Genomic DNA, 20,336 nt, shown 5'->3' on the forward strand with positions numbered 1-20,336 from the left:
ACAGTCGGATCGAAACAACCCCGCCGTGCGGGGTCAGGCTGGTTCGGCAACAGACGTCGAAGCCGCGAGGCGGCCATCGACCAGTTCGATGCGACGGTCGCAGCGGGCGGCCAGTCGCGGGTCGTGCGTCACGATGAGGCAGGCGCTGCCCCGCTCGCGGTTGAATTCACGCAACAGCGCGAAGATATCATCCGCGGTGTGCGTGTCGAGATTGCCGGTCGGCTCGTCGGCCAGGATCAGGCGTGGCGACAGTGACAGCGCGCGCGCGATGGCCACACGCTGCTGCTGGCCGCCCGACAGCTGACCGGCCTTCTTGTATTCATGGCTGGAAAGCCCCACCCGCGCCAGCAGGTCATGCGCCACCGCCTCGTCCTGAGCGGTCGCCACGCCGTGCGCGATGATGGCCGGCATCATGACGTTTTCCAGCGCCGTGAAGGCCGGCAGCAGATGATGGAACTGGAATACGAAGCCGATGTGACGGCCGCGCAACACCGTCAGCGCCTGTTCGTTCAACCCTGTCGTGGACTGGCCGGCGACCCATAGTTCTCCCGCAGTGGGTGGCTCCAGCAGGCCGATCAGGTTCAGCAGCGTACTTTTGCCCGAGCCGCTGGGGCCGATCAGCGCACAGAATTCGCGTTCCGCAAGTTCGGCGTCGATGCCGTGCAGCACTTCGGTTTCCACCGGTGTGCCGATGCCGTAGGACTTGCGCAGGCCGCGCATCGAAATGATGGCCGGTTTGCCGGCGGCCGCGCTCAGGCCGCCCGTCATGCCCGGATCGCCTGGACAGGGTCCATCTTGGCGGCGCGGCGCGCCGGAATCAGCGCCGCCAGCACACCGACCGCCAGCGCGATGCCGGCGGCCGACAGCGCGATGCCGGTGTCGAGCTGAGGCTCGAAGATGGGCGCGCCGTCACCGGTGCGGTAGATGGTCGAGAAAATCTGCAGCAGGGCCCAGGCCAGCCCCACCCCCGACAGCGCACCGACGAAACCAACCAGCGCGCCCTGCAGCAGGAAGACACCCATGATGCGGTTCGAACTGGTGCCCATGGCGCGCAGGATGCCGATCTCCTTCTGCTTCTGCACCACGCTCACCACGAGGACGCTGGAAATGCCGAGCGCCACGATGATGATGACGAAGCTGCGGATCAGATTGTTCGATACCGACTGGTTGCGCAGCGCCGCCAGCAGCTGCGAATTGGTCGTCATCCAGCTGTCCACCGTCATGCCGCTGCCCGCCTGCAGCCGCGCCGCCACCTCGCTGGCCTCGAAAATGTCGGTCACCGTGATGTCGATGTTGGATACGCCGCCGGGCAGATCAAGCAGCGACTGCGCCAGCTTCATCGTCGTGAACACCCAGCGCCGGTTCAGGTCCTTGTTGCCGATGTCGAACAGCCCTGTCACCTGCAGCAATTCGTCGCGCCCGCCGGCGGCGCGCAGGAACACCTTGTCGCCGACCGTCACGCCGAGGTCCTTCGCCAGTTCGGTGCCGATGATGGCGTTCGTACCCTCGACCTGGAACTTGCCGCGCACCATGTAGGTGTCCATCTTGACGATGCGTCGATAGCGGTCGGGTTCGATGCCGAGCAGCGCAACCGACTTGCTGGCGCGCCCGCGCAGCGCAAACGCCGGACCGCTGACCACGGGTGATACAGCCACCACGCCGGACTGGTCCTCGGCCAGTTTCACGATGGCTTCCCACTGGTCGATCGAACGCAGCCGCTGCGCGCGTGGCTCGATCACCGCGGTGCTGGCCGCATCGATGCGGGCGCGCAGATTCACCTCTTCCAGCGGTCGCACGACGACATGCGCCTGGCTACCCAGCACGCGGTCGATGATGGTGGATTGCAGCTGGGCGATCAGTTGCGACAGGAAAACGATGACCGCCACACCGCCGGTCACGCCAAGCAGGATGAGCGCCGTCTGCATGCGCCCCTCGCGCAGGAAGCGCAGCGCGACCAGAAATTCGAATGGCAGTCTTGGTCTCGCCATGGCTAGACGCAAGGCGCAGGATGCAGGATGCAGTTCGAACCGGCGAGGTTTTCACTTGCATCTTTCATCTTGAAGCTTTCCTCTGCTTCACCCGTATGCGGTCGCCGTCGAGGGCGCCGCCGGCGGGCAGGATGGCGATGTCGCCTTCGGCCACGCCTTCGGTGATCTCGATCCGGCCGACGCCGCGCAGGCCGGTCTTCACCGGCACCTTCACTGCCTCGTCCGCACGCGCCAGCAGCACCCAGGGTTCCGGTGTTTCGACGTCGCGCACCGCTTCGAGCGGCAGCGACAACGCCGATTCGCTGCGACCGATCACCACTTCGACCGACACCGTCATGTCCGGCTTAAGGAAGGCCGGCGGTTCGGGCACGCGCAGCCGCACTTCGACCGTGCCGCGCTGGGCGTCGATCGCCGGCGCGATGTAATAGACCACGGCTTCGAAGGCCTGGCCGGGGAAGGCGTCGGCCACCGCCTGCGCACGTGCGTCGAGTTGCAGATGGCGCAGGTTCTTTTCGTCCAGAGTGGCGTAGATGCGGGTTTCGCCCGACTGCGCCAGCGTCAGCAGCGCGCGCCCGGCCTGTGCCACGTCGCCCGGCTCGGCGTCGCGCGCCACCACCAGCGCGTCGACCGGCGCCCGCAGCGTCAGCAGGTCGCGCCGCGCCTGGGCCGACGCCAGTGCCGCCTGCGACTGGGCCAGCCGTGCCTGCGCGCCCTGGCGCTCGGCGCCGCGCGGCAGGCTGGCGTCGCGCTGTGCCTGCGCGGTGCGCAGCTGGGCGCGCGCGTTGTCCAGCTGGCGCGCCGCCTCGTCGAGCTTCGACGGCGAAAAGAACTGCTGTGCCACCAGCGTCTGCGCGCGCTGGTACTCGGCGTCGGCCACCTTCAGATTGGCTTCGGCCTGACGCACTGCCTGCTCGGCCACCGGCAGCGTGACGGCGTCGGTCTGGCGCAGCCGCGCCTGCGATTCCTGTATCTGGGTGCGCGCCTGTTCGACCGCCGCCTCGGCATCGGCGGCGCGCAGCATGACCAGTGCGTCGCCGGCCTTCACCTGTGCGCCCTCGCGCACCGCCACGGCGTCGATGATGGCGGTGACCTGGGTGCCCAGCTCGATGCGCGCCGGCGTGGCGATGCGGCCGGTGGCCACGACGCTCTGGGTCAGCGCTGCACGGGTCACGGCGGCGGTGTCCACCGCAATGCCGCGCGGCCAGAACAGCCACGCAACGAGCACTGCAGCAGTCACCAGCAGTGCGATCAGATAGCGGGATTTCATCGGGAAGAAGAGGTCAGGGGCGGTCGCTCAAGGGCGAAGGTTCAGGGACGGAGATTCAGGATGGTGCGTCGAGCAGGTTTTCGATCAGCGCATCAAGCGCCGCATGATCGGGAATGCCGATGATTTTCCTGACCACCTGGCCCTGCCGGTCGATCAGGTACGTGGTCGGTGTGGCATTCACGCCGCCAAAACCGCGCGCCACATCGCCGACCGGGTCGAAGCCTACGCGAAACGGCAGCGCCTCGCGACGGGTGAAGGCCTGCACGTGGCTGGGCGCGTCGTAGCTCATCGCCACGGCGACCACGTCGAGGCCGCGTGCCTGATAGCGGTGATGCGTGTCAGCCAGCGCAGGCATGCCGCGGATGCACGGCGCACAGGAGGTCGACCAGAAGCTGACCAGCCTGACCTGGCCCTGCGGTTGCGAAAAATCGACCCGACCGCCGTCGAGCAGCGCGACCGGCACGGCCGGCGCCTGATCCGGAAAGCCCTGGCCGCGCAGCAGCCAGACCAGACCGAGCAGCACCGCCAGCACTATCGGTGACATCCATTTGCGGGACATAATCGTTGAGGTGTTTCGGGTTATCAGTTTGTTCGTTCAATCAGAAGGATGTCGATCATGCGTGTGATTGTCGGTTTTGTGGCCTGTCTTGTCATGTGTGCGCAGGTGTGGGCCTTGTCGCTGTCCGACCTCACCGACAAGGACGCCGGCGGCGGCCTGAAGGAGGCGCTGACCCAGGGCGCGGCCAAGGCGGTCGACATGCTGGGCAGGCAGGACGGCTTCCTGAAGAACAAGGCGGTGAAGATTCCGCTGCCGGACGGCCTGCAGCAAGCCGAAAAGCTGATGCGCACCTTCGGCATGAAGAAACAGGCCGACGAACTGATCACCGCGATGAACCGTGCCGCCGAGGCCGCCGTGCCGGAAGCGAAGCAACTGCTGGTCGGCGCGGTGAAGGACATGAGTGTGGACGACGCCAAAAAGATCCTGACCGGCGGCGAAACGTCCGGCACCGAGTACTTCAAGGGCAAGACCTCGGCCCAGCTGAAGGAACGCTTCCTGCCCATCGTGCAGCAGGCGATGGACAAGGTCGGCCTGGCGAAGAGCTACGAAAAGTTCGCGTCCAAGGGCGCGAAGTATGGCGTGATCAGCAAGGAAGACGCCGATCTCGACAACTATGTGACCGAAAAGACGCTCGACGGCCTGTTCAAGATGGTGGCCGAAGAAGAGAAGGCGATCCGCAAGAACCCGGTCGGCGCCGCCGGCAGTCTGGCGAAGAAGGTGTTCGGCGCGCTCGGCCGGTAAGGGCGGTCGCAGGTGTCGCGCTTTTTTCACCTGCTGCTGTGCCTGGCGCTGTGCGCGCCGGTGTTGTCCTGGGCGCAGGTGAAGCTAGACATCATCCCGCTGAAGCACCGCACGACCGATCAGGTGCTGCCGGCGCTGCAGCCGCTGGTCGGCGAAGACGCGGCGCTGTCGGGCGCCAACAACCGCATCTTCATCCGCGCCGACGCGGCGACGCGGCTGGCCGTCAGGCAGGCGATCGAGGCGATCGACACGCCGCTGCGCAGCCTGATGATTTCGGTGCGGCACGACAACGATGACTCGATCCGGCGCGAAGGCGCCGCCGTGTCGGGCGAGCTGCGCGCGGGCGGTGTGTCGGTGGGTGCCGCGGGCGGCGGCGAGGTGGGCGGCAACGAGGGCGCAGTGATCGAAGGTCGCGGCGGCGACAGTCGGGTCGCGACGCGCGTCTGGTCGACCCGCGGCAACTCGGCCGACCGGCTGTCGCAGCGGGTACAGGTGGTCGAAGGCGGCTCGGCCTTCATCCAGGTCGGCAGCTCGATTCCGGTGCCGTTCACGCAAATCATCGCCGGTCCGCGCGGCGGCGCCATTTCGCAGGGCACCGAGTACCGCGACATCGGCAGTGGCTTCTACGCCATGCCGCGCGTCAATGGCGACCAGGTGACGCTGGACATTTCGCCGCAGAAGGAATCGCTGTCCGAAACACAGTACGGCGAAATCCGCACCGCGCGGCTGGTCAGCACGGTGCGCGGCCGGCTCGGCGAGTGGATCGAACTGGGCGGCAGTGGCTACAGCGAACAGGTCGGCGAGCGCGGCATCACCCGTTACGGCACGCGCGATGCGCAGTCGCAGCGCAGGCTGTGGGTGAAGGTCGACGTCGTGCCGTAACCTTCATGAATTTCCTGAGCTGCGCTTAATTCCGCTGGCGAGGCGGTAAGCAGCGGGGCGATCGATACTGCAGGGGCGTTGCGACACAACGCAGTTATTTCAAACGACCCACAGGAGACAAACATGAACTGGCAAACCCCCAAGGCTACCGATCTGCGTTTCGGCTTCGAAATCACGATGTACATCGCCAACCGCTAAGGTCGGCAGGGTCATCTGACCCGGGCCCGGGAGTGGTAGCTCCCGGGCCATCGAAACACCGGTCCGCGCCACACGGCAGGACAACATGAATACCGTGACGCGCCCTGAATGGGCGCGTCGCATTTCAATCAGAGTGTCCGCACACGGATACCGGAGGAGGGGCATGCGACTGCACGTACTGGGGTCCGGCGCGGGTGGCGGCTTCCCGCAGTGGAACTGCAACTGTCACAACTGCGACGGCCTGCGCAAGGGCACGATCCGCGCCACCGCGCGCACCCAGTCGTCGATCACGGTGACCGGCGACAACGAGAACTGGGTGCTTTTCAACGCGTCGCCCGACATCCTGACCCAGTTCCAGCAGTTTCCCGAACTTCAGCCGGCGCGCGCGCTGCGCGACACCGCGGTCAAGGCCATCGTGCTGATCGACGGCCAGATCGACCACACGACCGGCTTGTACATGCTGCGCGAACATCGCCAGCCGCATGAGATCTGGTGCACGCCGCCGGTGCAGGAAGACCTCACGCAGGGCAATCCGCTGTTCCGCCTGCTCGGGCACTACTGTGGCGTGAACTGGAATGCGCTGCCGATCGACGAAAGCGTGTTCGAGATGAGGCACGTACCGAACCTGCGCTTCCACGCCCACCATCTGCGCAGCAACGCGCCGCCTTACTCGCCGCGGCGCGACAAGCCGGTGCCGGGCGACAACGTCGGCGTGACCATCGAAGACACGACAACCGGCCGGAAGATCTATTACGCGCCGGGTCTGGTCGACATCGAGCCGCACGTATGGGCGGCGATGCAGGCGGCCGACGTGGTTCTGGTCGATGGCACGTTCTGGACCGACGACGAAATGATCGCGCTCGGCGCGTCGAAGAAGTACGCACGCGACATGGGTCACCTGCCGCAGACGGGCGAAAGCGGCATGATGGCCTGGCTCGACAAGCTGCCGAAGAGCACGCGCAAGATACTGATTCACATCAACAACACCAACCCGATCCTGAACGAGGACAGCGCGCAGCGGCGCGAACTGGAATCGCGCGGCATCGAGGTGGCTTACGACGGAATGGACATCACCGTATGAGCACGCAACAACCCTGGAACCACGCCGAATTCGAGGCGCAACTGCGCGACAAGGGGGGTGCGTATCACATCCACCACCCGTTCAACGTCATGCTGAACACCGGCAAGGCGACGCCTGAGCAGATCCGCGGCTGGGTGGCGAACCGTTTCTACTACCAGATCGCGATTCCGGTGAAGGATGCGGCCATCCTGTCGAACACGCCGGACCGCGAAATCCGTCGTCAGTGGATACAGCGCATCCTCGATCACGATGGCTACGAAATCACCGCGCCGGATGGCACCACGGTGCGCGACGAGGGTGGCATCGAAGCCTGGATCAAGCTGGGCGAAGCGACCGGCCTGACGCGCGAGGAAATCGTCGACCTGCGCCACGTGGTGCCCGGGGTCAGGTTCGCCGTCGACGCCTACATCAACTTCGCCCGCCAGCGGCCCTGGCAGGAAGCGGTCTGCTCGTCGCTGACCGAGCTGTTCGCGCCCAAGATCCACAAGGAGCGTCTCGCCAACTGGCCCGAGCACTATCCGTGGATCGAGTCGTCCGGCCTGATGTACTTCCGCAACCGCGTGTCGCAGGCGCGACGCGACGTCGAACAGGGCCTCGCGGTCACGCTGAACCACTTCACGACGCGCGCCGAGCAGGAACGCGCGCTGACCATCCTGCAGTTCAAGCTCGATGTGCTGTGGACGATGAACGACGCCATGGCCAACGCCTACGGCGTCAACAAGTAACCCCGGATGAGCGAAGCGATGGCGATCACGACCGCAACCGTGCCCAAGGTGGGCCGCAATTTCCGCATCCAGTGGGAACCGGCGCAGGACGCCTATGTGCTGCTGTACCCGGAAGGCATGGTGAAGCTGAACCAGAGCGCCGGCGAAATCCTGAAGCGCTGCGATGGCGCGGCAAATGTCGCCGCCATCATTGCCGACCTGGAAGCGACCTTCAACGCGCAGGGGCTGGAAGCCGACGTGATCGCTTTCGTCGAACTGGCCGAGCAGCAGAAATGGGTGGACCTCACATGACCGATCTTTCCGAAGCCACCGCCGTGCAGGGTACCGCGCAGATCGGCCCGCCGCTGTGGCTGCTGGCCGAACTGACCTACCGCTGTCCGCTGCACTGCGTGTATTGCTACAACCCGGTCGATTTCGCCAAGACCGAAGACGAACTGACGACCGAACAGTGGTTCAAGGTGCTGCGCGAGGCGCGCGAACTCGGTTCGGTGCAGTGCGGCTTCTCCGGCGGCGAACCCATGCTGCGCGATGACCTCGAAGTCATCGTCGCCGAAGCGCACCGCCTGGGTTACTACACCAACCTGCTGACATCGGGCGTCGGGCTGAACGAAAAGCGCATCGGCGCGCTGAAGGAAGCGGGGCTGGACCACATCCAGCTGTCGTTCCAGGACTCGACGCGCGAAATGAATGACTTCCTCTCTTCTACGCGCACGTTCGACCTGAAGCGCCGCGCCGCCGACATGATCAAGGCGCACGGCTATCCGATGGTGATGAACTGCACCATCCACCGGCACAACATCGACCACATCGAAGCCATCCTGCAACTTGCGTCCGACATCGACGCCGAATACGTCGAACTGGCCAACACGCAGTACTACGGCTGGGCACAAGTGAACCGCGACCAGCTGCTGCCGTCGCGCGAACAGCTCGAACGCGCCGAGCGCATCACCAACGAGTGGCGCGAAAAGCACGGCAACAAGATGAAGCTGTTTTTCGTCGTGCCCGACTATTACGAAAAGCGGCCGAAGAAGTGCATGAATGGCTGGGGCAACATCTTCCTGACCATCACGCCGGACGGCAAGGCGCTACCCTGCCACACCGCGCGCATGCTGCCCGGACTGGAGTTTCCGGACGTGCGTACGTCGTCCATCCGCGAAATCTGGTACGAATCCGAAGGCTTCAACCGCTACCGCGGCACCGGCTGGATGAAGGAGCCCTGTTCCAGCTGTCCGGAAAAGGAAAACGACTACGGCGGCTGCCGCTGTCAGGCCTACATGATCGCCAATGATCCGGCTGCCGCGGATCCGGTGTGCGACAAATCGCCGCTGCACCACCGCATCACCGACGTCGTCGACCGTGCCCAGATCGCCGGCAACGCGGCCCAGGTGAAGCCGCTGATCTACCGCGGCCCGAAGGAATCGCTGCAGCTCGACCGACCGTTCTGACATCAGCCGGGCGCACCGGCTGAAGCACAGGCAAAAAAACGGCCCCCTGCCGGACAAAGCAGGGGGCCGTTTCAATTCCAGCCGGCGGCGCTCGCGCGCCGCCTTCCGTTGCAGCTTCGATTACACCTTCGTACGACGGCGGGCAGCGAAGCCGATCAGGCCCAGACCGGCCAGCAGCATGGCGTAGGTCTCGGGTTCCGGCACGGCGGTGACCGGCGCGAAACCTTCGAAAGTCGCCGTGCGCAGCGGCGGCGACATGCCGTCGATGCTCGGTGCCTGGCGGATGGTCACCGCGTCCACCAGGTAGGTGAATTCCGTCGCGTTGGTCTTCAGTACATACCAGCCGGTCGTCGCATTGCCTTCTTCGACCGAAATATCGGTGCGGAAGTCGACCACATTGTCATCGAACACATCCACCGGGTTGGTCGGGCGGGTGCGCACACCGTTCGACGTGTGAGCCGTCGATTGCAGGCGGAAGTCGCTGTTCGTGCCCGAATCGTACCAGCCGACCGACACGTCATAGTTGGCGTAGCCGCGACGCAGGATGTCGTTGATTTCGACATCGTATTCCACATTGCCGACCGAAATTTCGCCGATATCCATCTCGAAGCGCGACGCAAACAGCAGCGTATTGTCGATGGTGTTGCGATAGACGAAATCATAGAAGGTGCCGAGGTCGACACCGTCATAGATCACCGAACTGATGCGGCGCGCTGCGCGGGTGTAGCCTTCGTTCAGCGGATTCCAGCCGAAGCCGAGAAACAGCGGATCAGCAGCCGCATTGTTGACACCTTCAACGCGTAGCGTACCGCTTTCCGGCAAGGCGACAAAGGCGTGCGCAGCGTGGGCGCCCAGGCCCAGCATCAACGACAATGCGATGGTTTTGATTCTCATGATGTTGACCTTTTTGTTGAGTGATGCAGAAAACTTCGGGTGTCACGCGCGCATGCGACGACGCGCGATCACGCCGATCATGCCCAGGCCGGCGAGCAGCATTGCGTAGGTGGATGGCTCCGGAATCGGCGCGGTGTTCGTCGGGATAAATCCGCCGGTGAACGCCTTGACTACCGGTTGGCTTTCTTCGCCTGCCTGAAAGTAGCCGATCGCGTTGTCGGCATAGGTGTAGTACGTCGCGTTGGTTTTGATCAAATACAACCCGCTGTATGGGTTGCCTTCCGATAGATTGATGTCTGACTGGAAGCTCACTGCGTCCGGATCAAAGACATCCATTTGCTTTAGACCCTGATCGCTTCGCGCAGCACTGTACAGGCGCAAATCGAAGTTCGATAGAAATAACCACGCTGCTGCTGCGTCGAATGTGGTGCCGTCCTCCTCGAAACCATAGCGGAAGACGTTATTCAGCTCGGCATTCTGCTGCTGCCCTGGAAGCCCCAGAAGGACGCGAGTACCGAACACCAGTTTGTTGTCACGTGAATCGCGGTAAACAAAATCGTAGATATCACCAATCGCCTGTCCGGCGAGTTGGACGTCCTCGTTCAACCTGTACTCAAGAAGCGACAAAGTGCCGCTTCCGGTCACTGCTAGTGTGTCAGTTGAGCGAGCGTTATAGGTGATGCTGCTTGCAATGAGCGGAATATTCCTGTTTCTGACATCTTGGAATGATTCCGTTATCGTCATCATTGTGATGTTAGTTTCAAGGTAATAGATGTCGGTCAGCTGGTTGTTGGATGCGCTGAGCCGTAGTGGAAATGATTTGTTCAATTCAACAAAATCACCCGCTGCCGCGCCCAAGCTGGCGCCTACCAATACTGTCGCGACTGCGACGTGCACTAATTTCATGATGCGATCTCCTTTTTGAAGTGTTTCAGTGTGAGGCGATGACTCGGCGGACACATGACGGATTCGGCTGTGCCTCTTGTTGTAATCGATCCTTGTCCGATCGATGGAAAGCGATCCGGTGCTCATGACCCGAATGCGTAGTTGAGGCCGAACCACACGGCGCGCGGCGCACCGGGGCCGACGAAAAGCGAATGCGTCCAGTCGAACGAGTTGTAATTGAATCCTGAGGAATCCCGCGCGCCGAACGATCCGGATGTGAATGGATTGACCGCGAGGTCACCGGCGGTGGTGTATCGGCGGTCGAAAATGTTGTCGACCTTGCAGAACAGGGAAATATTTTTGTCTACGCGGTAATTCGCATTGAAATTGAATACCGCGAAGCCGGATGTCCTGCCCTTGCCGACGTAGCGTTTTCCAAGGCCGGGGATTTGCGAATTTCCAGTCAGATCCGTGCCACCCGGCTCTGATTCGTTGTTTTCGTTGCCGCGTGCAAACACGAAGGATTGCGCCACCATCGAGAATCCGAAGGTGAAATTGCTGGTGACATCCATATTCCAGCCGAGTCGGAACGAATGCTTCGGAAGCCCCGGGATGACGTCGCCCGGATTGATTTCGAAGTCGTTCACACGCCCCTGGGTACGATCCGCCGAGCTGTTCGACTGATTGACGATGGTCGCGCTCGATTCGAAGGTGGCGTTCAGGCGGCTGTAGCCGGCACGCAGCGAATGGCGACCGAATTTGCCTTTCAGATTGAGTTCGAAACCGTCGCGTTCGGTTTTGCCGAAGGTGTCGAACACGCCGCGGTTGCGCTGGCCGAGCGACACGAACAGGATGTCGTCGGTCAGTTCGGTCCGATAAGCCGTGGCGCTCCAAGACAGCTGGCCGTTCAGACTGGTACCCCTGAGACCGAGCTCCGTCGTCAGCGACCGGACCTGAGGCAGGAAAGGGTCGGAGGTCAGCGAGGTGGGAATCGTGCAGCCGAGATTCTTGCCGTCATTCAGCCCGTTGGGATCCTCGAGCGTCTTGTCGCGAGCGCAGCCCAGTTCGATGACTGACGGCACGCGGGAACCGCGACTCACGTTGCCATAGACGTTCAGGTCCTGTGCCGGCAGCCATGAAACACCGAGCGACGGATTCAGGCTCCGGTAGCCGTAGTCGCCCGTTGAACAAAGAAATCGAGCGCCAACGTCCGAGAGGGTCCCGCACACGGGTTCTCGACTGTTGAAGAAATTGGACGTGAATTGATAGAGCGGAATCGGTTTGTCCGACTGCAGTTCGTTCTTGACCCGCGAGTAACTGAGCCGTGCGCCGTAGGTGATGAACAGGTTGGGGGCAGCGGTCCACGTGTCACTGAAGAAAAACGCCGCCGTTCGGCTCGAACCGGTCAGATTATTGCGCGTGATGTCCTGACTCAGTGCCAGCAGGCCCAGATCCGCTTCCCGCGACGGATCGAGAAATACGGAACGTTCGGAATCGATGAAGCCGAGCCGCTGGCTCTGCCGGAAGTCGACGTCGCTCCAGTCGAAGGAACTGCCGACGACGATCTGGTGCGTTTCGCTGATCTGCGTGAATTGCAGGGCGACGCCTTCCGAGCGCTGATCCGAGCGGCTGAAATTGAACAGCCCGTTCGGCGCCACCCCGGCACACCCCGGGTAGGTCGGCCCGATGTTCTGGTCCAGCGCGCCATTCGGCGAACCGAAACCGTCCGGGCAACTGACGCCCAACCGGTTTGCGCTGGCACCCTGGTCGAAGTCGTCCCACACGTCGCCACCCGTGCCTTTCTGCTTCAGGTCACGGCGATACATCTGCAGGGCGATGCTGGATGAGTCGCTGACGTCGAAACGGATGCGACCGGTCAGGTGGTTCAGGTCGTTGACGTTCTCGTCCGGTGACGTGAAAACCGAATTCGGGCTTTCACGCCACTGTTCTTCCGGGATCAGGCCGTTGCCGACCAGAATGTTCTCCGCCTTCAGCAGGCTCAGCGTGGCTTCTGTCGACCTGCCGCGGATGTCGACACGGCCGAAGTACTGACGCACGCTGGTCGGCGAGTTGGTTCGCCAGCCATCTTCATCGAACTTGTTGAGCGCGAAGAATCCGGCCAGCGGGCCCGAATTGCCACCCGCGGCAAGCTGGTACTGGCGTCGGCCAAACGCACCGCCAAGAGCGGAAAACTCCACTTTCGGGCTGGTAAAGCCCGATTTCGTATTGACCGAGATCGCACCGCCCAGCGTGTTGTGGCCGAACATCGGATTGGACCCGGGCAGGAGGTCCATGCGCAGGATCGCGATATTGGGGATCAGGTCCCAATTCACGACATCGCCAAACGCTTCGTTGATGCGCACCCCGTCGAGATATACCGAAAGGCCCTGCGGCGTGCCGATCAGCGGCGACGCCGCAAAGCCGCGGAAATTCAGATCCTGCTGGAACGGGTTGCCCGCGTAGTCATTGACATTGATCGACTGGAACTGCAGGTTCATCGCTTCCGTCAGCGATACGGCGCCGGACTGCTGCAGTTCGTCGCCGGTGAGGCTCTGGACGTTCGACGTCGATTGCTGCTCGTCGAACACCACGCCTGGCAGCGGCGTGATCATGCGCGGTGCGCGGATCTCGACCGTCGGCAGTTCCTTGACCGGTTCTTCCTGCGCGCAGACGACGGCACTCGCGCTCAGCAGGGCGAGCGCGACCGGGGTCAGGCGAAATGTCTGGGGGCGCGAGGGTTTCATCGGAATGCGTGTAGGACGGCTCCCTACACGATCGATAGCTGTTTATTTCCCTCGCTTTTACCGACAGGCCGCGCGTGACGGCAGGGATAAACTCCCGACGGAAAAATGTCGGGAAAATCTCCCGAATAATTCGTGCGCTAATCGAACGGGTATGGCGATAAGTCGCCCCGCCGAATGCGTTGATGGGCCGAAAGCCCACGCAGCACTTCACATTCTTCAACAATTGAAAGCGTGGTGCCGCGCCGCGTGGCGGGGGCTGTGCTGCTGCAATGCGCGGGGCTCCCGACGCGCCGGGGCTTCCCGATTTTTCCGTCTGGCAGGGCGCCAGGAGGCGTCCGGATCAGCGCTTCGTTGCCTTCGCGAACGCGTCCGCCAATGCGTTGTTGGCGGACGGGACATCCTGCCCGCGCTCGCTGCGTCGCCCGTCGCCCTGCCGTGCCGGCGGACGGGCGTCCTTCGCGGCCGGCTTGCGCGCCACTTCGTCGCCCAGGCGCATCGTCAGCGCAATGCGCTTGCGGGCGATATCGACCTCGACCACCTTCACCTTGACGATGTCGCCGGCCTTCACCACCTCGGCCGGGTCCTTCACGTAGCGGTTGGCGATGGCTGACACATGCACCAGACCGTCCTGATGCACGCCGATGTCGACGAAGGCACCGAAGTTGGTCACGTTGGTCACCACGCCTTCGAGCAGCATGCCGGGTTCGAGGTCCTTCAGTTGTTCGATGCCGTCGCGGAAGGTCGCCGCGCGGAATTCCGGGCGCGGGTCGCGACCGGGCTTTTCCAGCTCGCGCAGGATGTCCTGCACCGTGGGCAGCCCGAAGCGCTCGTCGGCGTACTGCTGTGCCGACAGCGCCTTGACGGTCGCCGCGTCGCCGATCAGTTCGCGCGCCTTCTTCTTCACGTCGGCCAGGATGCGTTCGACCACCGGATAGGCCTCCGGGTGCACCGCCGAGGCGTCGAGCGGGTTGTCGCCGTTCATGATGCGCAGGAAGCCGGCGCACTGCTCGAACGTCTTGTCGCCCAGCCGCGGTACCGACAGCAGCGCCTTGCGCGACGGGAAGGCGCCGTGGGCGTCGCGGTGTGCCACGATGTTCTGCGCCAATGTGGCGTTCAGGCCGGAAATGCGGGCGAGCAGTGGCACCGACGCGGTATTCACGTCGACGCCGACGGCATTCACGCAATCCTCGACCACGGCGTCGAGCGAGCGGGCGAGCCGGGTCTGGCTCACGTCGTGCTGATACTGGCCGACGCCGATCGCCTTCGGGTCGATCTTCACCAGTTCGGCCAGCGGATCCTGCAGCCGGCGGGCAATCGACACCGCGCCGCGCAGGCTCACGTCCAGCCCGGGGAATTCCTTCGCCGCCAGTTCGGACGCCGAATACACCGACGCGCCGGCTTCCGACACGACGATCTTCGTCATGCCGGGCTCGGGCTTGAGCTTCATCAGGTCGGCCGCCAGCTTGTCGGTTTCGCGGCTGGCCGTGCCGTTGCCGATGGCGATCAGCTGCACGCCGTGCTTCGTGGCGAGGCCGGACAGCACGTGCAGCGAGCCGTCCCAGTCGCGCCGCGGCTCATGCGGGTAGATCGTCGCCGTATCGACCAGCTTGCCGGTGGCGTCCACCACCGCCACCTTCACGCCGGTGCGGATGCCGGGGTCCAGCCCCATGGTCACGCGCGGACCGGCCGGCGCGGCGAGCAGCAGGTCCTTCAGGTTCTTGGCGAACACGCGGATCGCCTCGAGTTCGGCGCGCGCGCGCAGCTCGTTCATCAGGTCGAGCTCGACATGCACCGACAGTTTCACGTTCCAGGTCCAGCGCGCGGTTTCGACCAACCAGCGGTCGGCCGCCCGGCCGTTGTCGCGGATGCCGGCATGCACCATCACGCGCCGCTCGCACGGGTTGGGTTCGGCGCTGCGCGTGCCGTCTTCCGGGTCGGTGTCGAGCACCAGCTTCACCCGCAGCACGTCTTCGTTGCGGCCGCGGAACAGCGCCAGCGCGCGGTGCGACGGAATGTCGGCCAGCTTTTCGCGGTAGGCGAAGTAGTCGCGGAATTTCGCGGCGTCGGCATCGTTCTCCTTTCCGTCGGCCACCGTCGCGACCACGATGCCGTGTTCGGCCACGTGCGCACGCAGCGCGCCGACCAGTTCGGCGCTTTCGGCGAAGCGTTCCATCAGTATCTGGCGCGCGCCGTCGAGCACCGCCTTGGTGTCGGCGAAACCTGCTTCGACGTTCAGGTAAGCCGCGGCTTCGGTCTCCGGCGTCAGCGTCGGATCGGCCAGCAGCTCATCGGCCAGCGGTTCGATGCCCGCCTCGCGCGCGATCTGCGCCTTGGTGCGGCGCTTCTGCTTGTACGGCAGGTAGAGGTCTTCCAGCCGCTGCTTGGTGTCGGCGTTCTCGACTTCGACGCGCAGCGCCGGCGTGAGCTTGCCCTGTTCGTCGATGCTGGCGATCACGGCGGCGCGCCGCTCTTCCAGTTCGCGCATGTACGAGAGGCGTTCTTCGAGCAGACGCAGCTGGGTGTCGTCCAGCCCGCCGGTCACTTCCTTGCGGTAGCGCGAAATGAAGGGCACGGAGGCGCCTTCGTCCAGCAGCGCGACGGCGGCATTGACCTGTTGCGGGCGCGCGCCCAGTTCGGCGGCGAGGCGGTGTTCGATCGAGGGGAGCATGTGCGGCAGGCAGGAACGGCGATGAAGGCGCGAACCCTACCCAAGCGAGCCGCACGCTGCAAGCGGAGAAGCGGCCGCCGCGGCAGGGCGACCTGACGGTCGCCCCGTCCCGACATCTACGCCGCGGCGCGAGGGCCCCGTCGCGCCGCCCAGCCGATCAGGCCAAGACCGGCGAGCATGAGGGCGTACGTTTCGGGTTCTGGCACCGGCGCAAGGAAGCCGCGGATTTCACCGCCCGGGAATTCCGAACTGTGCAGGTTCAGGTAGGCCTTGCCGTCGTTGAGGCCGGCCAGCAGCGCGCTGTAGGCGCTGTCTGCTGTGCCGCCGTTCGCGGTGATGAAAGCGGCGTTGTAGCTCGTTGCCAGCTTCATGTCGAAGGTTTCCATGTAGCTGCCGGACGTCACGCCAGCCGGAAACCCCGGAAACGTGGGCGTCGGGGTCGCAACGCCTGCGGTGCCTTCGCCGGCGAGGGCCGTACAGCAATGGATGTGCGCCACGGTCAGCGTACCGAGCAATCCGCTGAAGCTGGCGTCGATGGTCATCATCCGCAGATCGAGATCCAGTGTCAGCGTAACGCTGCCGGTCCCAGGCGACTCATTGGGCGGCGCCTCTGCCGGGCCGCTGAGCGTGGCGAAATATTCGACTTCCTGGGCGAGGGCGGGCGATGCAAGGGTGGTGGCGGCAAGCAGTGCGGCAACAACGCGAATCCTGTTCATGGGTCTGACCTCCGGAAGGGGTGAAACGACAGAAGACGGTATGAACGGACCCAGGGTGCCGACAGGCCTGCATGGATCCGGTCCTTACTGGATAGTGCAAAAATGTTACGGGCGATAGCGGTATATGGATGCAGTCGTGCACCCGGGAGGCGGGATAACCGGGTTAACATCAAGGCGCCCCGTATCCAGCGTCATCCGACGCGACCTCCCCATGCTGTCCGACCTGAACGCACCGCAACGCGAGGCGGTGAAATACCTCGACGGTCCGTTGCTGGTGCTCGCCGGCGCCGGCTCGGGCAAGACGCGCGTCATCACGCGCAAGATCGGCTATCTGGTGAACGAGTGCGGCATCGAGCCGCGCCACATCGCGGCCATCACCTTCACCAACAAGGCGGCGAAGGAAATGCAGGAGCGCGCGTCGCATCTGCTCGACGGCCGCGCCGGCCGGCAGCTCAACATATCGACCTTCCATGCGCTGGGTGCAAAGATGCTGCGCATCGAGGCCAAGGCGGCCGGACTGAAGCCGGCGTTTTCCATCCTGGACGCGTCCGACGCGCTGTCGGTCGTGCAGGACATATCGAAGGAATCCGACAAGGCGCGGCTGCGTGCGCTGGTGTCGCGCATGTCCGGCTGGAAGAACGCGCTGTTGACCCCCGCGGCCGTTGCGCCGCTCGTCACCAACGAAGCGGAGGCGATCACGCTGCGCGTCTATGAAGAGTACGAACGAACGCTGCGCGCGTATCAGGCGGTCGATTTCGACGACCTGATCGGTCTGCCGGCGCGTCTGCTCGAAACTGACCCCGACCTGCTGGCGCGCTGGCAGTCGCGGTTGCGCTACCTGCTGATCGACGAATACCAGGACACCAACCGCTGTCAGTACCAGATCGTGAAGCTGCTGGCCGGCAGCCGCGGCGCGTTCACCGCGGTCGGCGACGACGATCAGGCCATCTACGCCTGGCGCGGCGCCGACGTGGAAAACCTGCGCACGCTGCAGACCGACTACCCCAAGCTCAAGGTGATCAAGCTGGAACAGAACTACCGTTCGATGCAGCGCATCCTCGCAGCGGCGAACACGCTCATTTCCAGCAACCAGAAGCTGTTCGAGAAGAAGCTGTGGTCCGACATGGGGCGCGGCGACCCGATCACGCTGATGGTGGCGCGCGACGCCGAGCACGAAGCCGAATGCATCGCCATGCGCATCGCGGCGCACAAGTTCGAACACCGCGGCAAGTTCGGCGACTACGCGGTGCTGTATCGCGGCAACCATCAGGCGCGCGTCATCGAAACCGCGCTGCGCGAACAGAAGATTCCGTATCTGGTCAGCGGCGGGCAGTCCTTCTTCGATCGCGCCGAAATCAAGGACGTGATGGCCTATCTGCGACTGGTCGCCAACAGCAACGACGACCCGGCCTTCATCCGCGCGGTGACCACGCCGCGCCGCGGCATCGGCGGCACCAGCCTGGAAGCGCTCGGCACCTATGCCGGCGAGCGCCACATCAGCCTGTTTGCCGCGCTGTTCGAAACCGGCGCCGAACACGCGCTGCCGGCGCGCGCGCTGACGCCGCTGCGCGAATTCGGCGACTTCATCAACCGTCTCGAATGGCGTGCCCGCACCGAAGCACCGCGCCTGTTGCTGGAAGACCTGCTGCGCGGCATCGGCTACGAAACCTGGCTGTTCGAGCAGTTCGAACCGAAGGAGGCGGAAACGCGCTGGAACAATGTGCGCGATTTCGTCGACTGGATGGGGCGCAAGGGCGAGGAAGACGGCAAGACCTTGCTCGAACTGACGCAGACCGTCGCGCTGATCACGATGCTCGACAAGCGCGACGACGACGAGGCGCGCGACGCGGTGCAGCTGTCCACACTGCATGCGTCCAAGGGGCTGGAATACCCGCACGTGTTCCTGGTCGGGCTGGAGGAGGGCATCCTGCCGCACCGCGAGTCGATCGAGGAAGGGCGCATCGAGGAAGAGCGCCGGCTGATGTATGTCGGCATCACGCGCGCCCGGCGCACGCTGACGCTGAGCCATTGCGAGCGTCGGCGCAGCGGGCGCGAATCGCGCGACTGCGAACCGTCGCGCTTCATCGCCGAAATGGGCGAAGACGTGCAGCGCCCGAACACCGACGCCGCGCCCAAAGCCGAACAGCGCGCCGCCAACGTGGCGCGGCTGGAATCGCTCAAGGCCTTGCTGGGCGGCACGCCACCGCCCAAGGCGTAGGTGGGCGCGACGGCGTGGAGCGCCGGCACCGGATGGACGTAAAAAAGCCCGCCGGGTCGCGGCGGGCTTTTCCGGAAGCGCGGTGCCTTACTTGACGGCCGCCACCATGACTTCAACGGCTGCCTTGACCTCGGCATCCTTCAACGTCACGTTGCCACCCTTGGCCGGCATCGCGCCCTTGCCCTTGATCGCGTTGTTAACCATCGAATCAAGTCCGGTCGCGAGCCGCGCCGACCACTGTCCCTTGTCGCCGAACTTCGGCGCACCGGCCACGCCCATCGCGTGGCAGGCGGCGCAGGCCTTGTTGTACACCGCCTGACCGTCGATGCCGGCGGCCGGCGCAGCGGCAGGTGCGGCGGCAGCAACCGGTGCGTCGTCGTAGGCCGCGGCCGCGATCGCCGGCACTTCGATCGGCGTCGGGGCCGGTGCCGCGGCCGCAGGTTCGGGCGCCGGTGCGGCAGCCGCTGGCGCGGCATCTTCCATCGCGGGCTCGGCAAACTTGCCGCCCGATTCGTTCGCCATGTAGGCCACCGCGCGGGTGATTTCAGCTTCGGTCAGTGCAGCGTTGCCGCCCTTGGCGGGCATCGCGCCCTTGCCATTCACTGCCGAATGCACCAGCGCTTCCAGACCGGTCGCGATGCGGCTGGCCCAGCCCGCGTTGTCGCCCAGCTTCGGCGCGCCTGCGGCACCGGCGTCATGACAGGCCGCACAGGCCGCCTTGTACACCTGCACACCGGTCTTCGGACCTGCAGCGGCGGAATCCGCTTCACCGAGTTCGACCCGCGCCACCGGCTGGATACCCGCCGCGATGATTTCCGGATTGGCCGTGTCAAGACCCTTGTAGCCCGACAGCACGAATTGGGCAACCAGCACTGCGATGCCCACAAACACCACAAACGACAGTACAACGACCGCCGCCAGCTGCTGCGGCGTCTTGATGAAAGACTCGTGTTCCTCGTGCGCGTCCGACATGGTGTGCGTTCCTTTGAAAACCTTGTGACAGGTGAAAACAAAACGCGCCATTATAGCGGCAGCGAGCCGCTTTCGCCTCACCTGCAACAGCGCGCCATGGACGCGTCCGGGCAAAGCCGCTATCCTTTGCACCGTTCTGATCGTGTTTTCCGGTCGGTCCCCGGGGCTCCCCGCCCCCGATACACCCAAGCGCCTGTAGCTCAGCTGGATAGAGTACTGCCCTCCGAAGGCAGGGGTCGTGCGTTCGAATCGCGCCAGGCGCGCCAGATTCAAGAAAGGGCCGGATCTTTGCGATCCGGCCCTTTTTGTCTTTCAACAGTGTCGCGGGCGGTCATGTCCACCAGCGGATTCGT

17 protein-coding genes, 1 tRNA gene and 2 pseudogenes are annotated in these 20,336 nt (G+C 64.3%); 9 read left to right on the forward strand and 11 right to left on the reverse strand.

The window, feature by feature from the left end; translation table 11 throughout:
• Positions 1 to 33 precede the first annotated feature (33 nt).
• The 4 genes from BSY238_RS10550 to BSY238_RS10565 form a co-directional block, all read right to left on the reverse strand.
• Positions 34 to 768, reverse strand: coding sequence for an ABC transporter ATP-binding protein (locus BSY238_RS10550; protein WP_069039107.1), 735 nt, complete (start codon positions 766 to 768; stop codon positions 34 to 36).
• On the reverse strand, positions 765 to 1,988 hold the full coding sequence (locus BSY238_RS10555; RefSeq protein ID WP_069039108.1) for an ABC transporter permease: 1,224 nt from the start codon (positions 1,986 to 1,988) through the stop codon (positions 765 to 767). The genes BSY238_RS10550 and BSY238_RS10555 overlap by 4 nt, the downstream gene beginning before the upstream one ends.
• A gap of 64 nt (positions 1,989 to 2,052) precedes the next feature.
• A complete protein-coding gene (locus tag BSY238_RS10560) occupies positions 2,053 to 3,255 on the reverse strand; it encodes an efflux RND transporter periplasmic adaptor subunit (protein ID WP_069039109.1) in 1,203 nt (400 codons plus the stop codon).
• 55 nt (positions 3,256 to 3,310) lie between these two features.
• The gene (locus tag BSY238_RS10565) at positions 3,311 to 3,799 is read right to left on the reverse strand and encodes a TlpA family protein disulfide reductase (protein ID WP_223300093.1); all 489 of its coding nucleotides are present in this window, start codon (positions 3,797 to 3,799) and stop codon (positions 3,311 to 3,313) included.
• A 72-nt stretch (positions 3,800 to 3,871) separates the two neighbouring features.
• On the opposite strand from BSY238_RS10565, the gene BSY238_RS10570 reads away from it, so the two are divergent.
• The 7 genes from BSY238_RS10570 (at position 3,872) to pqqE (ending at position 8,886) form a co-directional block, all read left to right on the forward strand.
• Positions 3,872 to 4,555, forward strand: a complete 684-nt coding sequence (locus BSY238_RS10570) for a DUF4197 domain-containing protein (RefSeq protein WP_069040608.1) — start codon at positions 3,872 to 3,874, stop codon at positions 4,553 to 4,555.
• 12 nt (positions 4,556 to 4,567) lie between these two features.
• Complete coding sequence (locus tag BSY238_RS10575) at positions 4,568 to 5,437, forward strand: hypothetical protein (RefSeq protein WP_223300094.1); 870 nt, start codon at positions 4,568 to 4,570, stop codon at positions 5,435 to 5,437.
• 123 nt (positions 5,438 to 5,560) lie between these two features.
• Positions 5,561 to 5,635, forward strand: coding sequence for a pyrroloquinoline quinone precursor peptide PqqA (pqqA, locus tag BSY238_RS18120; RefSeq protein ID WP_083224124.1), 75 nt, complete (start codon positions 5,561 to 5,563; stop codon positions 5,633 to 5,635).
• A 163-nt stretch (positions 5,636 to 5,798) separates the two neighbouring features.
• Entirely contained in the window at positions 5,799 to 6,716 is a 918-nt protein-coding gene (gene pqqB / locus BSY238_RS10580; RefSeq protein ID WP_069039111.1) for a pyrroloquinoline quinone biosynthesis protein PqqB, read from the forward strand.
• Positions 6,713 to 7,441, forward strand: a complete 729-nt coding sequence (gene pqqC, locus BSY238_RS10585; protein ID WP_069039112.1) for a pyrroloquinoline-quinone synthase PqqC — start codon at positions 6,713 to 6,715, stop codon at positions 7,439 to 7,441. Before pqqB ends, pqqC begins: the two co-directional genes overlap by 4 nt.
• 18 nt (positions 7,442 to 7,459) lie before the next feature.
• Entirely contained in the window at positions 7,460 to 7,732 is a 273-nt protein-coding gene (gene pqqD, locus BSY238_RS10590; protein WP_069040610.1) for a pyrroloquinoline quinone biosynthesis peptide chaperone PqqD, read from the forward strand.
• Entirely contained in the window at positions 7,729 to 8,886 is a 1,158-nt protein-coding gene (gene pqqE, locus BSY238_RS10595; protein WP_069039113.1) for a pyrroloquinoline quinone biosynthesis protein PqqE, read from the forward strand. Before pqqD ends, pqqE begins: the two co-directional genes overlap by 4 nt.
• A 120-nt stretch (positions 8,887 to 9,006) precedes the next feature.
• Here pqqE and BSY238_RS10600 read toward each other — a convergent pair whose 3' ends face one another.
• The 6 genes and pseudogenes from BSY238_RS10600 to BSY238_RS10620 form a co-directional block, all read right to left on the reverse strand.
• Complete coding sequence (locus BSY238_RS10600) at positions 9,007 to 9,780, reverse strand: FxDxF family PEP-CTERM protein (protein WP_069039114.1); 774 nt, start codon at positions 9,778 to 9,780, stop codon at positions 9,007 to 9,009.
• A gap of 42 nt (positions 9,781 to 9,822) precedes the next feature.
• A complete protein-coding gene (locus tag BSY238_RS10605; RefSeq protein ID WP_069039115.1) occupies positions 9,823 to 10,686 on the reverse strand; it encodes a PEP-CTERM sorting domain-containing protein in 864 nt (287 codons plus the stop codon).
• Between the two features lie 122 nt (positions 10,687 to 10,808).
• Positions 10,809 to 13,409 carry a TonB-dependent receptor gene (locus BSY238_RS10610; protein ID WP_069039116.1) on the reverse strand — a complete coding sequence of 867 codons (2,601 nt, stop codon included), beginning with the start codon at positions 13,407 to 13,409 and terminating at the stop codon, positions 10,809 to 10,811.
• A 340-nt stretch (positions 13,410 to 13,749) separates the two neighbouring features.
• On the reverse strand, positions 13,750 to 16,077 hold the full coding sequence (locus BSY238_RS10615) for a Tex family protein (protein ID WP_069039117.1): 2,328 nt from the start codon (positions 16,075 to 16,077) through the stop codon (positions 13,750 to 13,752).
• 116 nt (positions 16,078 to 16,193) lie between these two features.
• Positions 16,194 to 16,295 (reverse strand): annotated as a pseudogene (locus tag BSY238_RS19065) (PEP-CTERM sorting domain-containing protein); the annotation flags it as partial.
• Between the two features lie 54 nt (positions 16,296 to 16,349).
• Positions 16,350 to 16,793, reverse strand: a pseudogene (locus BSY238_RS10620) (CHRD domain-containing protein); the annotation flags it as partial.
• A 211-nt stretch (positions 16,794 to 17,004) separates the two neighbouring features.
• Here BSY238_RS10620 and BSY238_RS10625 point away from each other — a divergent pair.
• Entirely contained in the window at positions 17,005 to 19,011 is a 2,007-nt protein-coding gene (locus tag BSY238_RS10625; protein WP_069039119.1) for a UvrD-helicase domain-containing protein, read from the forward strand.
• A gap of 87 nt (positions 19,012 to 19,098) precedes the next feature.
• Here the strand turns inward: BSY238_RS10625 and BSY238_RS10630 are convergent, their stop codons facing one another.
• Positions 19,099 to 19,983: a c-type cytochrome gene (locus BSY238_RS10630; protein WP_069040611.1), complete on the reverse strand. Its 885-nt coding sequence runs from the start codon at positions 19,981 to 19,983 to the stop codon at positions 19,099 to 19,101.
• A gap of 189 nt (positions 19,984 to 20,172) precedes the next feature.
• On the opposite strand from BSY238_RS10630, the gene BSY238_RS10635 reads away from it, so the two are divergent.
• Positions 20,173 to 20,249, forward strand: a tRNA-Arg gene (locus tag BSY238_RS10635).
• The last annotated feature ends 87 nt before the right edge of the window (positions 20,250 to 20,336 follow it).

Source organism: Methyloversatilis sp. RAC08 (assembly GCF_001713355.1).
Classification (GTDB): Bacteria; Pseudomonadota; Gammaproteobacteria; order Burkholderiales; family Rhodocyclaceae; genus Methyloversatilis.

What these genes read in the sequence shown, in the direction of transcription:
- BSY238_RS10550 (WP_069039107.1), bottom strand. Translation starts at nt 768, where the DNA reads ATGACGGGCGGCCTGAGCGCGGCCGCCGGCAAACCGGCCATCATTTCG.
- BSY238_RS10555 (WP_069039108.1), bottom strand. Translation starts at nt 1,988, where the DNA reads ATGGCGAGACCAAGACTGCCATTCGAATTTCTGGTCGCGCTGCGCTTC.
- BSY238_RS10560 (WP_069039109.1), bottom strand. Translation starts at nt 3,255, where the DNA reads ATGAAATCCCGCTATCTGATCGCACTGCTGGTGACTGCTGCAGTGCTC.
- BSY238_RS10565 (WP_223300093.1), bottom strand. Translation starts at nt 3,799, where the DNA reads ATGTCACCGATAGTGCTGGCGGTGCTGCTCGGTCTGGTCTGGCTGCTG.
- BSY238_RS10570 (WP_069040608.1), top strand. Translation starts at nt 3,872, where the DNA reads ATGCGTGTGATTGTCGGTTTTGTGGCCTGTCTTGTCATGTGTGCGCAG.
- pqqB (WP_069039111.1), top strand. Translation starts at nt 5,799, where the DNA reads ATGCGACTGCACGTACTGGGGTCCGGCGCGGGTGGCGGCTTCCCGCAG.
- pqqC (WP_069039112.1), top strand. Translation starts at nt 6,713, where the DNA reads ATGAGCACGCAACAACCCTGGAACCACGCCGAATTCGAGGCGCAACTG.
- pqqD (WP_069040610.1), top strand. Translation starts at nt 7,460, where the DNA reads ATGGCGATCACGACCGCAACCGTGCCCAAGGTGGGCCGCAATTTCCGC.
- pqqE (WP_069039113.1), top strand. Translation starts at nt 7,729, where the DNA reads ATGACCGATCTTTCCGAAGCCACCGCCGTGCAGGGTACCGCGCAGATC.
- BSY238_RS10600 (WP_069039114.1), bottom strand. Translation starts at nt 9,780, where the DNA reads ATGAGAATCAAAACCATCGCATTGTCGTTGATGCTGGGCCTGGGCGCC.
- BSY238_RS10605 (WP_069039115.1), bottom strand. Translation starts at nt 10,686, where the DNA reads ATGAAATTAGTGCACGTCGCAGTCGCGACAGTATTGGTAGGCGCCAGC.
- BSY238_RS10610 (WP_069039116.1), bottom strand. Translation starts at nt 13,409, where the DNA reads ATGAAACCCTCGCGCCCCCAGACATTTCGCCTGACCCCGGTCGCGCTC.
- BSY238_RS10615 (WP_069039117.1), bottom strand. Translation starts at nt 16,077, where the DNA reads ATGCTCCCCTCGATCGAACACCGCCTCGCCGCCGAACTGGGCGCGCGC.
- BSY238_RS10625 (WP_069039119.1), top strand. Translation starts at nt 17,005, where the DNA reads ATGCTGTCCGACCTGAACGCACCGCAACGCGAGGCGGTGAAATACCTC.
- BSY238_RS10630 (WP_069040611.1), bottom strand. Translation starts at nt 19,983, where the DNA reads ATGTCGGACGCGCACGAGGAACACGAGTCTTTCATCAAGACGCCGCAG.